This window comes from Neorhizobium alkalisoli, assembly GCF_007829835.1.
Lineage (GTDB): Bacteria > Pseudomonadota > Alphaproteobacteria > Rhizobiales > Rhizobiaceae > Neorhizobium.
Window position 1 is genome coordinate 62649 of record NZ_VIWP01000008.1, and the last position, 14006, is coordinate 76654.

General features: G+C 61.4%; 12 protein-coding genes. 10 read left to right on the forward strand and 2 right to left on the reverse strand.

Going from position 1 to position 14006, the window contains the following annotated elements:
* Positions 1-3: 3 nt before the first annotated feature.
* The gene (locus FHW37_RS25205; RefSeq protein WP_145641388.1) at positions 4-561 is read right to left on the reverse strand and encodes a TetR/AcrR family transcriptional regulator; all 558 of its coding nucleotides are present in this window, start codon (positions 559-561) and stop codon (positions 4-6) included.
* A 147-nt stretch (positions 562-708) separates the two neighbouring features.
* Here FHW37_RS25205 and FHW37_RS25210 point away from each other — a divergent pair, with 147 nt between their 5' ends.
* From FHW37_RS25210 to FHW37_RS25255, 10 genes are all read left to right on the forward strand, one after another.
* Positions 709-1395 (forward strand): glutathione S-transferase family protein, encoded by a 687-nt coding sequence (locus FHW37_RS25210; protein ID WP_145641390.1) that lies wholly within the window; start codon positions 709-711, stop codon positions 1393-1395.
* A gap of 155 nt (positions 1396-1550) precedes the next feature.
* Positions 1551-2492, forward strand: coding sequence for a LysR family transcriptional regulator (locus tag FHW37_RS25215; protein ID WP_145641392.1), 942 nt, complete (start codon positions 1551-1553; stop codon positions 2490-2492).
* Between the two features lie 156 nt (positions 2493-2648).
* Positions 2649-4175 (forward strand): ABC transporter substrate-binding protein, encoded by a 1527-nt coding sequence (locus FHW37_RS25220; RefSeq protein WP_145641393.1) that lies wholly within the window; start codon positions 2649-2651, stop codon positions 4173-4175.
* A gap of 28 nt (positions 4176-4203) precedes the next feature.
* Positions 4204-5136, forward strand: coding sequence for an ABC transporter permease (locus FHW37_RS25225; protein ID WP_145641395.1), 933 nt, complete (start codon positions 4204-4206; stop codon positions 5134-5136).
* A complete protein-coding gene (locus FHW37_RS25230) occupies positions 5129-6010 on the forward strand; it encodes an ABC transporter permease (protein ID WP_246690899.1) in 882 nt (293 codons plus the stop codon). The genes FHW37_RS25225 and FHW37_RS25230 overlap by 8 nt, the downstream gene beginning before the upstream one ends.
* Positions 6011-6013: 3 nt before the next feature.
* Entirely contained in the window at positions 6014-7012 is a 999-nt protein-coding gene (locus tag FHW37_RS25235; protein WP_145641397.1) for an ABC transporter ATP-binding protein, read from the forward strand.
* Positions 7009-7911 carry an ABC transporter ATP-binding protein gene (locus FHW37_RS25240; RefSeq protein ID WP_145641398.1) on the forward strand — a complete coding sequence of 301 codons (903 nt, stop codon included), beginning with the start codon at positions 7009-7011 and terminating at the stop codon, positions 7909-7911. Before FHW37_RS25235 ends, FHW37_RS25240 begins: the two co-directional genes overlap by 4 nt.
* A gap of 87 nt (positions 7912-7998) precedes the next feature.
* Positions 7999-10038: a hydantoinase/oxoprolinase family protein gene (locus tag FHW37_RS25245; protein WP_145641400.1), complete on the forward strand. Its 2040-nt coding sequence runs from the start codon at positions 7999-8001 to the stop codon at positions 10036-10038.
* A 2-nt stretch (positions 10039-10040) separates the two neighbouring features.
* The gene (locus tag FHW37_RS25250; protein WP_145641402.1) at positions 10041-12026 is read left to right on the forward strand and encodes a hydantoinase B/oxoprolinase family protein; all 1986 of its coding nucleotides are present in this window, start codon (positions 10041-10043) and stop codon (positions 12024-12026) included.
* Positions 12026-13087 carry an NAD/NADP octopine/nopaline dehydrogenase family protein gene (locus tag FHW37_RS25255; RefSeq protein ID WP_145641403.1) on the forward strand — a complete coding sequence of 354 codons (1062 nt, stop codon included), beginning with the start codon at positions 12026-12028 and terminating at the stop codon, positions 13085-13087. The genes FHW37_RS25250 and FHW37_RS25255 overlap by 1 nt, the downstream gene beginning before the upstream one ends.
* A gap of 43 nt (positions 13088-13130) precedes the next feature.
* Here the strand turns inward: FHW37_RS25255 and FHW37_RS25260 are convergent, their stop codons facing one another.
* Positions 13131-13907, reverse strand: coding sequence for a maleate cis-trans isomerase family protein (locus FHW37_RS25260; RefSeq protein ID WP_145641405.1), 777 nt, complete (start codon positions 13905-13907; stop codon positions 13131-13133).
* Positions 13908-14006 lie beyond the last annotated feature (99 nt).

A 14006-nucleotide genomic window follows, 5' to 3' on the forward strand; every position in this document is an offset into this window, starting at 1 on the left:
GTATCAGGGAAGCAGGCCCGCGTTTCGATAGGCTGATATCGTCGCGTCGAATACGGTAATGTCTGCACGTCCTCTGGCGATCAGCTGCGCGCCTTCGATCGCGGAAAACATGGCCAGTGCACGAGCGCGCCGCTCTGCCTCGGGCACTTTCGGATAAAAACTTGCGGTCACTCTTTCCAGCCAGTCGGTATTGACCTCGGTGAAACGGTTGACCTGACGTCTGACTTCATCGGGCAGATCATCGTGCTCGGCAACCATAATGCCATAAAGGCACATGCGGTTTTCATTCAGGAGGGCGGCACGAAAGGGTGCCAGATAGGCAGCCATCGTTGCTTCCCTGTCTTGGGGTGAAAGGGAAAGGCGGGCGAACGCCTGTTCCGCTTCTTGCGCATAACGATCTGCGAGCGCCGCCCCAAGATCTCCCTTGGTTGGGAAATGGTAGTGGATGCTTGCGCTTTTCACGCCGATTGCCTTGGCGATCTCGCGAAAGCTCAGGGCGTTATAGCCGTGCGACTGAACCATCGCCCGAGCGACGGTCATTATCTGTTCTCTGGTATCCATCACGCCCTCTTATCTACCGATAGATAGCGCGGGCATGATAATTTTTCAACTTTGCCTATCTATCGATAGATAAATGATTGACGGCGGCATCGCGACGACGGTACAGAAGGTTACCTATCGATAGATAGGCAATTGAGGAGAAGAAAAATGAAGATGTATGATCGCTCCGGTTTTCCCAACCCGGCCAGAATTCGTATCGTCCTTTCCGGCAAGGGATTGGACAATGACGTTGAATTCGTTCCCGTCGATCTGATCGCGGCGGAACACAAGCAGCAGGCCTTTCTGGACAAAAACCCTTCCGGCGTTGTTCCGGTTCTCGAACTTGATGACGGAACGCTGATCTCCGAAGCGACTGCGATCACCGAATATCTCGACAATCTCGACGGCGATCCGATCTTTACCGGCAGGACGCCGCTCGAAAAGGGATTGATCCACATGATGCAGCGGCGGGCCGAAGCCATGGTCAACGATCCCGTCGGCATCTATTTTCACCATGGAACCCCGGGCCTCGGCGCCGCACTGCAGGCCTATAAGAGCCCGGAATGGCAGGGACGCAGCGACTGGGCCGAACGGAACAGGCAGGCGGTGGAAGCGGGCATGCGCTATTTCGATCACGTTCTCGAAAACAGGGAGTTTGTTGCCGTCGATTATTTCTCGATGGCGGATATTACCGTGTTCGCGGGCCTGGCTTTTGCTGAAGCGGCGGGGCTCTCGGTCGGAGAGGAGCTCAAAAACCTGCGTGCCTGGCGCGCTCGGGTGGCGGAACTGCCGAGTGTCAAAAACCGCACCGGCCAGCAATTCCTCGCCGAAGACGCGCGCCGACTGGGCTTTTGAGCAAGCAATGGAGCGGGCATCCGGCCCGCTCCTTTTCGATTTTCGCGCCGTTCGAAAATGCTCCTGCGGGAAAATATCCTCTTCTATGCTATGGGAATTCCTGGTGGCCTAATATAGCTCCACCCAAATCCCATTTCTGCCGAACCGAGGCTCTCGTGGATCTGAAACAATTGCGGGTATTCATGTCCGTCGCCGAAACGCAGTCGCTGAGCGCGGCCGCCGATCGGTTGCGGGTCAGCCAATCGACGCTGACGCGGCAGATCCAGCTTCTCGAAACGGCCGTCGGCTGTCCCCTCTTCCTGCGACACGGCCGCGGCATGCGGCTGACCGAGGCGGGCGACGAATTTTTGAACCGGATCGCCGGCCCCGTGCGCCAGATCGAGCTTGCGATCCATGAAGTCTCCTCACCGGAGCGGTCCGCCTCCGGCGTTGTGACGATCGGCATGCTGCCCTCGCTGGCGCACCTGATCTCCGCCCCGCTTGCGCGTCGCGTCGCACGGGAGTTTTCGGACGTCTCGCTGCGTATTATCGACGGTTATCCAGGCCACATGATCGAATGGCTGCAAAGCGGCGAGATCGATATCGCCTTTCTCTATGGTCCGAGCAGCGATCTGCATCTGCGCGTTATTGATCTCGTCTTCGAGGAAATGCGCCTCATCGGTCCGCTGGACAGTTCGCTGATGGCGATGAAATCCGTCGCGGTGAAGGATCTGGAAGGCACCGATTTCATCCTGCCGTTCCGGCCGCATGGCCTGCGACCGATCATGGAAAGCGCTTTTGCGAAAGCCAATATCCGCGTTCGTGTCCGGGCAGAGGCGGATACGCAACAGCTCATCAAGGATCTTGTGGCGAGCGGTATCGGTTTTTCCATGCTGCCGCTGTCGTCGATCAAGCCGGAGGATTCCGGCCGCTTCATGCATACCTCGCTTACGCCAAAGATCATGCGCCAGATCTTGTTGGCACTGCCGAGCGACCGCCGCGATACGCGTGCGGTTCAGGCGGTGACGGACCTCATTCAGGAGGAAATCCGCATAGCGATCGAAAGCGGCGCATGGCCGGCGGTGCCGAGCCCGAACCTGTCGGCGAAGAAACCCTAGCGATTTCAAATTCTTGTTTGAATATGCTGATTATTTGTGCAGTTCCAGAATCTGCATAACTGGTATTGAGGCGGCGGCGTTGCTCCATAAGCCGATGCTTTTTAATGTTGCGGCTACCGTTAACGGTCGTCTTGTCCTGACCAGGGGAACAAAAAAATGAAATTTCATGCAAGACCATCTTCCACCTCGCATCTGGCAATGCTGCGCACGGCGTTTGCCGCATCGGTTGCGCTCGTTGCCCTCTCCGCGTCCGCTGAGGCCGCAAGCCTGACGATCGGCCTGTCCTCCAGCGTCAACTCGCTCGATCCGGCCCAGGCGCAGGTCGTACAGACGGACTTGAGCACGATCAGCGAGCTTTATTCCTCGCTCGTCACCCGTGGCCCGGACATGAAGCTGAAGGGCGATCTCGCCGAAAGCTGGGCGGCCGTCGATGACAATACCTGGTCGTTCAAGCTGAAGCCAGGCATCAAGTTTCCGAATGGCGAGGCCCTCGATGCCGCCGCCGTCAAATGGAACTTCGATCGTGTAAAAAGCCCCGACACCAAGGCCCGCAACAAGCTGTGGTTCGATCCGATCAAGTCGATCGAAGTGGTCAGCCCGACCGAAATCCGCTTCATCACCGACAAGCCCTATCCGGCCCTACCGGCCCAGCTTTCGATGTTCTACCTGCTCGCGCCGAAATGGACCGAGACCCATAACCCGATCCTCGAAGCCATGGGCACCGGTCCTTACGATCTCGTCAGCGCGACACCCGGTGACCGCATCGTTCTGAAGGCCAAGAAGGATTATTACGGCGCCAAGCCCGCCTATGACGACGTGACGCTGCGCATCATCCCGGAAGCTGCTGCCCGCATGGCGGCCGTCGAAGCCAAGGAAGTCGATCTCGCCTTCGACATTCCGGTCGCCGACGTCGCCCGTCTCAACAAGGAAAACGGCCTTGCTGCCGGCTGGATCGACTCGAGCCGCATGATGGTCCTGAAGATCAACACGCTGAAGGCCCCGCTCGACAAGCAGGCCGAAGTCCGCCAGGCTTTGAACTATGCCGTCGACAAGAAGGCGATTGCCGATGCGATCTATGCCGGCGCCAGCACGGTCAGCGCCTGCCAGCTCGTCTCGCCGCAATATTTCGGCTTCAACCCGGATCTGAAGGCCTATCCTTACGATCCGGAAAAGGCCAAGCAGCTTCTGAAGGCGGCCGGCGTTTCCGGCAAGCTCGATGTCGAGCTGGAAGTGCCGCTTGGCCGTTATCTTGCCGCAAGCGACCTGGCGCAGATCATTGGTCAGCAGCTTTCGGAAGTCGGTATCAACGCGAAGATCCACGAAATGGAATTCGGCGCCTGGGCGAAGAAATATGCCGGCGGCGATCTCGGTAACATGGCGCTGACCGGCCAGGCCTGGCCGACGCTCGATGCCGACGGCCTGCTCAGCCTTTACGACTCGTCCAACCCGACATCCTATTTCAAGAATGCCGATTTCGACGCGGCGCTGGCCAAGGCCCGCTCGACGACGGATGTCAATGCCCGCCTCGAACAGTACAAGATCGCCACCAAGATCATGTGCGAACAGGCGCCCGACCTGTTCCTGTTCAGCCAGCCGACCACCTATACCCATTCCAAGGGTGTCACGTGGCAGGCCCGCGGCGACGAATGGGTTCGTGCCTCGGACGTGACGCCTGCCAAGTAAGGCGGGCGTCGATAACGGAACTGGGAAAATGCCGAATTATCTCCTGACCCGAATTGGCGAAAGCCTGCTGGCGATCTGGGGCGTGGTGACGATCGTTTTCGTCGTCACCCGTGTCCTCGGCGATCCCGCAGTGCTGCTTCTGCCGATCGGATCGCCTGCCGCAGCACTGGCCGAATTGCGCAGCCAGCTTGGGCTCGATCAGCCCATCCTGACGCAATACGTCCATTTCCTCGGTCAGGCGGTGAGGGGCGATTTCGGCAATAGCTACCAGTATATGCGGCCGGCCATGTCGGTCGTTCTGGAGCGCATGCCGGCAACCCTGATGCTTGCCGGCAGCGCGATCATCATCGGGATCGTGCTCGGCGGCATTGCCGGGCTGCTGGCGGCGATCAAGCGCAACACATTTGTCGAATACATTGTCATGTTCCTCGCCCTGATCGGCCAGGCGACGCCGATGTTCTGGCTCGGCATCGTGATGATCATGTTTTTTGCCGTCAATCTCGGCTGGCTTCCGACTGGCGGTTACGGATCGTTCTCGAATCTCGTCCTTCCCGCAATGACACTTGGCACTTTCGTTGCCGCCAGCGTCACGCGCCTGTTCCGTTCCAGCATTCTCGACGTGCTGCGCGAGGAACATGTGCGCACCGCCCGCGCCAAGGGACTGCGGCCGAAAACGATCTATGTCTGGCATATCGGCCGCAATGCGCTGATCCCGGTCGTCACCATGGTGGCTATCCTGACGGCGGAACTGCTCGGCGGCTCTGCCGTGGCGGAAACTGTGTTTTCGTGGCCGGGCGTCGGGCGTCTGATCGTCCAGTCGATCGAGACCCAGGACTTTCCGGTGGTGCAGGCCGCGGTCTGCCTCGTCACGACGATCTTCGTCTTCATCAATCTCCTCGTCGATATCGGCTACAGCCTGCTCGATCCGCGCATCCGCAGCCATGGAGGCGGCCATGAGTGAGAGCCGCACCGTGACAAGATCCATGCTGCACGCCTTCTTGGCCGCACTCATCAGAAGCAAGCCAGGCCTTGCCGGCGCCGTGATCTTGACGATCTTCGTGCTTGCTGCTTTGCTGGCACCGGTCCTCGGCCTGCCCGATCCGGTCAAGGGCGATCTTCTCGCCCGGCTGAAGCCGCCGACCATCAGCCTGTCCGGTTTTGGCGCCCATCCGCTCGGCACCGACCAGCTCGGCCGTGATATCCTGAGCCGCATCATCTATGGCGGCCGCGTGACGCTGATGATCGCGGCACTTTCGGTCCTGACGGGCGGCGTCTTCGGCGTCGTGATCGGCCTGATCTCCGGATTTTTCGGCGGCTGGGTCGATCGTGTCCTGATGCGCGTCGTCGACATGCAGCTTTCCGTGCCGTTGACCATTCTGGCGCTGCTCATCATCGCCTCGCTCGGGCCGGCGCTGCACAACCTCGTCATGGTTCTGGCGCTGACCAGCTGGGTGCAATATGCCCGCGTGGTGCGCGGTCAGGTGCTGGCGGTGAAAAGCCGCGAATATATCCAGTCCGCGCGTGCCATCGCGGCGCATCCTCTGCGCATCATCTTCCATCACGTCCTGCCCAATGTCATGACGCCGGCCATCGTCGTGCTGACGCTGGAACTTGCGCGTATCATCCTGCTTGAAGCCGGCTTGTCCTTCCTTGGCCTCGGCATCCAGCCGCCGGATGCGGCCTGGGGGCGGATGCTCGCCGAAGGGCGCACCTTCATGTCGACGGCCTGGTGGCTGTCGGTTTTCCCCGGCGTCGCAATCATGCTGACCGTGCTGAGCGTCAATCTGCTCGGCGACTGGCTGCGCGATTACTTTGATCCGCATCTGGAGGGTTGAGGGATGAGCACGCTTCTCGACATCTCCGATCTCACCGTCCGGTTCGAAACCCGCCGCGGTTTCGTGCATGCCGTCAACGGCGTTTCCTACACGCTCGAAAAGGGCAAGACGCTTGGCATCGTCGGCGAAAGCGGTTCCGGCAAGAGCGTGCATTTTCTGGCGGCCCTCGGCCTTCTGCCGCCGACCGTCAAGCGTGAGATCACCGGCCGTGTTTTGTTCGACGGCAAGGATCTGCTGACGCTGTCCGACGAGGAACTGAGCGATATCCGCGGCCGCGATATCGGTGTCGTGTTCCAGGATCCGATGAGCGCGCTCAATCCGGTCCTGACTGTCGGCCGCCAGCTGCGGGAAGTGCTGATGCGCCATCAGCCGCTTTCGAAGGCGCAGGCGGAAGCGCGTGCGATAGAACTTCTCGATCTCGTCGGCATTCCCGAGCCGCAGCGCCGTGTCAGACAATATCCGCACCAGTTTTCCGGCGGCATGCGCCAGCGCGTGATGATCGCCATCGCCATTTCCTGCCAGCCGAAGCTTTTGATCGCCGACGAGGCGACCACCGCGCTCGACGTGACGGTACAGGCACAGATCGTCGATCTCATCCGTGATCTGTCCGCGAAAATGGATATGAGCGTGATCTGGATCACCCATGATCTCGGTGTGCTGGCCGGCATCGCCGATCAGGTTCAGGTCATGTATGGCGGCCGCGTCATGGAGCGTGGCCCGGTCGATGCGATCTTCGATAATCCGCGCAATGCCTATACGCGGGGCCTTTTGAATTCCGTTCCCTCGCTCGACGAGAACGCGGAAAAGCGCCTCTACCAGATCCCCGGCTCGCCGCCGGATCTTTCGAAGCCGCCGGTCGGCGATCCCTTTGCGCCGCGCAATCCGGATGCGACCGAGCGCTGCTTTGCCGAAATGCCGCCGCTTCGCGCCGTCGAAGGCAGTCCCGGCCACGTCGTTGCCGCCTGGTACGAGCTTCCACCTTATGCGGAGGGCAGCCGATGAGCGCCGGTCACGATCATCTCTTGTCGGTCAGCGACCTGACCAAGACCTATCGCACGCGTGGCGGCCTGTTTTCGAAGGCCAGCGATTTTCATGCCGTGAAGAATGTCGGCTTTCATGTCGGCCGCAACGAGACGCTCGGCCTTGTCGGTGAATCCGGCTCCGGCAAGAGCACGATCGGCCGTATGGTCATGGGCCTCACCGCACCGACCGCCGGCCAGGTCACCTTTGACGGCGAAGATGTCACCTCGCTCCCCGCATCGCGCGTAAAAGACGTGCGGCGCAAGATGCAGATGGTCTTTCAGGATCCTTATTCCGCCCTCAGCCCGCGCATGCGGGTCGGGCAATTCGTTGCCGAGCCCATGGTCGTTCATGGGATCGGCGATAGTGAGGCCGACCGACGAGAGCAGGTTGTGGGGCTCTTCCGTCGCGTCGGCCTCAACCCCGACTTCATGGAACGTTATCCGCACGAGTTTTCCGGCGGCCAGCGGCAGCGCATCTGCATTGCCCGCGCCTTGGCGCTCGGCCCGAAATTCATCGTCGCCGACGAGCCGATCACGGCGCTCGACGTGTCGATCCAGGCGCAGATCGTCAATCTGTTTCAGGACCTGCAACAGGAAATGCAGATGTCCTACCTGTTCATCGCCCATGACCTGTCGATGGTGCGCTATCTCTGCCAGCGCGTCGCCGTCATGCTGCGGGGGCGGCTGGTCGAGATCGGGCCGACGGCCGCGATCTTCGGCGATCCGCAACATCCCTACACACAATCGCTCCTGTCCGCCGTTCCAATCGCCAATCCACGGCTGGAGCGGGCGCGCAAGCGCATTGCCTATCAATACTCACCCGAAACGCTGGGCAACCAGCTGGAGGAGGTCTCATCCGGACATTTCGTGCTGAAATGAACTGACGAGCAACCAACGAAAATGAAGCATCGCTTCGACGCCCTTGCGGGCGAACGGAGAACTGCATCCTGAAGAAAGGTTTCAATCATGCTGCGGGTCGGCATCGACATTGGCGGGACATTCACGGACTTCACGGCCTGGGCTTTGAAGCCGGACGGCGGCGAGATCAACATCACCTTCAAGGTGCCATCGACGCCGCCGAATTTCGCCGAAGGGTTCAAGAACGGTTTTACCCAGCTGCTTGAACGCGTCGGCGAAGTCGACGAAGTCTTCGTCGTTCATGGCACGACGGTCAGCACCAATACCGTCATCGAGCGATCGGCTGCACCCGTCGCCCTTTTCACGACGGCCGGCTTCAAGGATGTCCTGAACCTGCAGCGCCTGCGCCTGAAGCAGCCGACCGACATTTTTAACCAGCGCCCGGCCTCTCTCGTGCCACGCCATCTCGTGTTCGAGATCAACGAGCGTCTTTGGGCCGATGGTTCGGTGCGGATCGAGGCAAAGGAAGAAGACATCCTGCGCGCCATCCGCGAGGCGGAAGCAGCCGGTGCCGAGGGCGTTGCGGTCGCCTTTATGCATTCCTTCCGCAATCCGGCCCATGAAGAGCTTGCCCGCCGCGTCATCCGTGACAACAGCAAGCTCGATGTTTCGATCTCGTCGGAAATCTGGCCGCAGATCGGCGAATACGAACGTGCCGTCCTTGCCGTTCTCAACGCTTATGTCCGACCGGCGATGAACAGCTATATCGGTGAGATCGAGGCCTGGCTGCACGAACGCCTGCCGAATGCCGACCTGTTCATCACCCGCTCCAATGGCGGCGCGATGGCGGCCACCGAGGCACGCGCCTATCCGGTGCAGACGCTTCTCTCCGGTCCCGCCTCCGGCGTCACCGCAGCGCAGGATCTGGCCCAGCGTCTCGGCGATGCGCAGATCCTGACCTTCGATATGGGCGGCACCTCGACCGACGTCTCGCTGATCCGCGATGCCAACCCGACGATTTCCAGCGAAGCCGAAGTCGGTGATTTTCCGCTGACCATGCCGGTCACGGAAATCGAGGCGATCGGTGCCGGCGGCGGATCGCTGATCGCCATGGACGGCAAGGTGCTGAAGGTCGGCCCGCGGTCGGCGGGTGCCCGTCCGGGTCCGGCCTGCTTCGGCCATGGCGGCACCAATCCGGCCGTCTCAGATGCCTATGCGATCTGCGGCTACCTCAACCCCGAAAACTTCCTCGGCGGCAAGATGAAGCTCGATGTCGCAGCCGCCGAAAGGGCGATTGCGCCGGTTGCGCAGGCCATGAATGTCGATGCCGCCACCGCCGCAGAGGCCGCGATCACGGTTGCGACTTCCAACATGGTCGCCCGCGTCATGCCCTATCTCGCCCGCCATGGCGTCGATCCGGAAGACGTGACTTTGGTCGTCTACGGCGGGGCAGGGGCTCTGCACGGCCCGCTTCTGGCGCAGGAAATGGGCATCGGCCGCGTGCTGGTGCCGCCGACTCCCTCGGTCTTCTGCGCATCGGGCGGTCTCGTCACCGGCCTTGTGCATGATGTCGTCGCCTCCGTTCATGGCCGGACGATCGATGCCGAAAGCCTCAAGGCGACGCTCGCCGATCTCGTCGGTCAGGCGCATGAATGGCTCGGCAAGCAGGTGGATGACGCCAAGATCACCGATCGCCGTCTCAGCTATTTCGCCGAAATGCGGTATCAGGGCCAGTCTTTCCAGGTGCGTGTCCCGCTCGATGAGGCGATGGTCGAAAACGGCGATCTCGTCCGTCTGGCCGAGGCTTTCCACGCCGAGCATGAACGGCTCTACAGCCATTGCGATCCGCATGGCGCCGTCGAAATTCTCGAAATCCGCGCCCGTGTTTCCGGCAATCTTGCCGGTCCAAGCGCCCGCACGATCGAGGCTGGCGAAGGTCCGGCATCGGCAGCGCTTGCCGGTAGCCGCCGCATCCGCATCAACGGCGCATGGCATGAGGCATCCGTCTATGACCGCCACAAGTTTGGCGCCGGTCATGTGATCGATGGCCCGGCCGTTGTCGAACAGGGCGATGCCACCATCCTCGTTCCCCCGCAATACAGAGCCGAAACCAACCGTTTCGGCGATCTCATCATCGAGAGGCTCTGATCATGGATCCGATCCGTACCGCCATCATGAACAACCGCTTCTCGGCCATCGTTGAGGAGGGATCGACGGTTCTGCACCGCACGGCGCACACGACCTTCGTCAAGCTGGTGCAGGACTATCAATGCGCGCTGGCTACCGTCGAGGGCGATATTTTTGCTTATCCGAGCGGAACCGGCGTCACCGTCTTCATCGGCCTTCCCCTGCAGGCGACGCTGGCGCAGATCGATGTCGCCAGCCTGAAGCCGGGTGATTGCATCATCACCAACGACCCGTTCTCCACCGAGGGTCTTCTGACCCACATGATGGATGTGACGATGATCTATCCGGTGTTCCGAGGCGAGACGCTGATCGCCTTCGGCTGGGCCTTCGTGCATGCGTCGGATATCGGCGGCGGCGTGCCCGGCTCGATCTCGCCGGCCTTCACGGAATCCTTCCAGGAAGGCCTGCGCATGCGGCCCGTAAAGCTCTACAAGGCCGGCGAGCTGAACGAGGAGATCAAGAACGTCTTCCTCGACAACAGCCGCATTCCCGACGAGATGTGGGGCGATTTCCAGGCCATGCTGTCGGCCATGAAGCGCATGGAAAAGCGCCTCAACCAGCTCTGTGACCGCTATGGTCAGGAGAGCGTCACGACCGGTATGAACGAGGTCATCGATTTCGCCGAGGTAAAGGCCCGCGCCATCATCCGCGATATTCCGGACGGTGAATACGAGTTCAGCGACTATCTCGAAGGTCTTGAGGAGGGCCAGTACACCCATATCATGACGACGATGCGGGTGAAGGGCGACAGTATCGAGCTCGACTTTACCGGCACGGATCCGCAGGTGCCGGCCGCCTACAATTTTATCATCGGCGAGCGCACCCACCCATATGTGGCACAGGCGCTGGTCTATTTCCTTCTCTCCAAGGATCCGGAAGCGCCGAAAAATGCCGGCCTGCTGCGGCCGATCACGGTCAAGGCGAAGCGCGGCACGGTCATCAACGCCAATTATCCGGCCGCCATGGGCTCGCGCGTCGCCTCGGGCACGCGCGTCTATGACACCGTCATCGGCTGCCTCGACAAGGCGCTGCCGGAAGGTCTGGTCGCCGCAGGCGCGGGCATGGCCGGCATCATCGTCGTGACGGCGCGCGACAAGCGCACCGGCAAGAACCGCGTCTCGGTCATCAACCCGATCTGCGGCGGCGGCGGCGGCCGCTTCGGCGTGGACGGTGTCGATGGCGTCGATGGCCGGTTCGGCTCGCTGAAAAGCGTGCCGACCGAGGTGATCGAGGTCGAGACCGTCATGCATATCAAGGCCTATCATATGCTGACTGACACCCAGTCGGCCGGCAAATGGCGCGGCGGCTCGGCTCTTGTCATGGAGCTCGAAAACACCGGGCTTGAGGCGACGATGACGGTGCGCGGCATGAATCGCTTCCATTTCCGCCCCTGGGGCGTGCGCGGCGGCGAAGAGGGTCGTCTTGCGACCGTCACCACCAATCCGGGCACCGAACGAGAACAGGAAATCGGCAAGATCAACGTGTTGAAAATGGGTAAGGGCGACGTGGTCAGCATCGTCACACCGGCCGGCGGCGGTTTCGGCGATCCGCTGGAGCGCGATGCGCAGGTCATCGCAAACGACGTACGTGGCGGGTTGCTGAGTGCCGCCAAGGCCGAAGAGGATTACGGTGTCATCCTTGGCGCCAATGGCAATGTCTCGGTCGTCGAGACGGAAGAGCGGCGGATCGAGATGCGCGAACTGCGCGGCGAACTCTCTGATTTTGCCTTCGGTCCCGAGCGTAACGACTATGACCGGATCTGGCCGATGGCGGTTCGCGCCCGGCTGGCCGAGGATGTGCTTGCCCAGCCTTCGGCCGTGCGTCAGCACCTTATCTCTGAAGTGCGAACCAAGCTGACAAGCCGCGCCGCCGTGGTGGACGATGCGATCCTTTCGGATGCGCTCAACCAGGAACTTTCCGCGCTGAAGACGGCGATGGGGATCAATTGATGAAGATCACGGTTCTCGGCGCCGGCGCGATCGGCAAAGCCTATGCGGCTTATCTGTCCTCTCGCGGACATTTGGTGACGATCTGGTCTCCCTCTGGCCGAGCCCTCGGACGGTTATCGTCCGGGGGTGTGCTGAGCGCGACCGGGATTTGCGAGGGAGAGTTTCAGGTTACGGTCGCATCAGATGCCGCTGCAGCTTTGGCGGGTGCCGATCTGCTTGTCGTCGCCGTGCCGGCGAATGGCCATGCGACGGTGATTTCGGCGATCGCACCGCATCTAAAGAATGGCCAGACGGTCATAATCAGCGCCGAGCTGTCGTTCAGCGCCGTGCTGATGGCGCAGGCGATCAAGGCGCGGGGCCTCGACGTGCCGGTCATTGCCTGGGCGACGACGGTGGTGACGGCAAAATCTTCGGGCGCGGACAGCGTCGCCGTATCGCTTCTGAGAAAGCGGCTCGACGTCGCCAGCATTCCCGCCGGCCATGTCACGGCGGCGGCCGAGCTCTGCGCGGACGTTTTCGGCGTCGCTTTCGATGAGAAGCCGAGCGTCATGGCGACCGCGCTTTCCAACCTCAATCCGCCGGCGCATATGGCGATCGCTCTCTGCAACTTCACCCGCATGGAAAAGGGCGAGGACTGGTCGAGTTATGGCGGCATCACCGAAGGCGCCGGCAAGCTGATGGAGGCGCTCGACGAGGAACGTCTGGCGCTGGCCGCCTCGTTCGGACTGTCGGTGCGCTCCGTCTTCGACCATTATGTCCATTCGTTCGGCGTGGAGCGCGGATCGGTCGGCCAGATGGCCCAGACGGTTGCGGCGGCCCGGCCGCATGTGAAAGGTCCGGCGACGCTGGATACACGTTTCGTGACTGAAGACGTGCCGTTCGGCCTGTATCCGTTGGTCGAACTTGGCAGGCTTGCGGGCGTGAAAATGCCGTTGCATGAAAGTGGTGTGGAACTGTTTTCCGCCCTTTACGGCCGGAATTTCAGGGCTGAGAACGACATTCTTCCGCAATTGCGGCTGGAAGAGATGTCGCGCGCGCAGCTGCTCGATCTGGTCGGGTAAAGATGGGCCGGCGGGCCGGGGGAATCCTCTCGCCGGCCTCTTTTCACGCGACAACACCACGGCTGCGGCGAAGGGCTTCCTTCCATATGCCGCCGCGGACCCAGTCCAAAAGTCCTGCTTTACCGTCGAATTTCGGGTCGACCAGAGCCGCTGCATGCCAGCCGAGGCACAGCATGCAGGAGAGAACCGGCGCCTTGCCGAGGAAAGGCTGGGCCGCGATCGCGTCCAGCGTCGGCATGCCGGTGCCGAGCATCAGCACGGCATCGAGATCCTCGCCCTCCAGCTCTTTCAGCGCTTTTGCCGCTGCCGCGGCGTCGAGACTGTAGATCGGGTGGAATTCTTCCGTTTCGCGATAGGCGCTGACTTCCGCCACCACATCCAGCCCGCGCGAACGCCAGTAACCGGCGCTTTCGGCATCGAGAGCCGAGTTATAAGGTGAGACCAGGCCGATCCTCTTGGCGCCAAGCGCCGAAAGGGCGGCGAGAGAGGCAGTCGCACCCGTGATGGCCGGCCCGCCCGCCTTGTCGGATATCTGTTTCAGAAGCACGTCCTCTGCATCCTTGCCGATCAGGTAGGAGGCGCCGGTGCAGGCGATCGCGACGACATCGAGAGGGGCATTGGCGAACTGGCTGAGCTGGGCCGGGAACTGGCCCATGTAATCCACCAGCCGTTCCGTGATCGTGCCCGCGGTACTTGTCATCCGGGCGTTGAGAAATGCCATGCCGGGCGGCGTCATCAGCGCCATTTCCGGCTCGACGGTCGTATTGGCCTGCGGCGTGAAGACCCCGACGAGACCCTTTGGCGCATAGGCTACGGACATGGCTTTCCCTCTCGCAAATCCCGCCTGCGAAGCTGCAAGGTCGGTCAAATCTAACTTGTATTGTTTTGCATACATCATGCATGATGGGAAGAGGGCGAT

Bases quoted from the DNA above. Each gene is read 5' to 3' on its own strand.
- FHW37_RS25245 (WP_145641400.1), top strand. From the start codon at position 7,999: ATGCTGCGGGTCGGCATCGACATTGGCGGGACATTCACGGACTTCACG.
- FHW37_RS25250 (WP_145641402.1), top strand. From the start codon at position 10,041: ATGGATCCGATCCGTACCGCCATCATGAACAACCGCTTCTCGGCCATC.
- FHW37_RS25260 (WP_145641405.1), bottom strand. From the start codon at position 13,907: ATGTCCGTAGCCTATGCGCCAAAGGGTCTCGTCGGGGTCTTCACGCCG.
- FHW37_RS25210 (WP_145641390.1), top strand. From the start codon at position 709: ATGAAGATGTATGATCGCTCCGGTTTTCCCAACCCGGCCAGAATTCGT.
- FHW37_RS25235 (WP_145641397.1), top strand. From the start codon at position 6,014: ATGAGCACGCTTCTCGACATCTCCGATCTCACCGTCCGGTTCGAAACC.
- FHW37_RS25220 (WP_145641393.1), top strand. From the start codon at position 2,649: ATGAAATTTCATGCAAGACCATCTTCCACCTCGCATCTGGCAATGCTG.
- FHW37_RS25205 (WP_145641388.1), bottom strand. From the start codon at position 561: ATGGATACCAGAGAACAGATAATGACCGTCGCTCGGGCGATGGTTCAG.
- FHW37_RS25240 (WP_145641398.1), top strand. From the start codon at position 7,009: ATGAGCGCCGGTCACGATCATCTCTTGTCGGTCAGCGACCTGACCAAG.
- FHW37_RS25225 (WP_145641395.1), top strand. From the start codon at position 4,204: ATGCCGAATTATCTCCTGACCCGAATTGGCGAAAGCCTGCTGGCGATC.
- FHW37_RS25255 (WP_145641403.1), top strand. From the start codon at position 12,026: ATGAAGATCACGGTTCTCGGCGCCGGCGCGATCGGCAAAGCCTATGCG.
- FHW37_RS25230 (WP_246690899.1), top strand. From the start codon at position 5,129: ATGAGTGAGAGCCGCACCGTGACAAGATCCATGCTGCACGCCTTCTTG.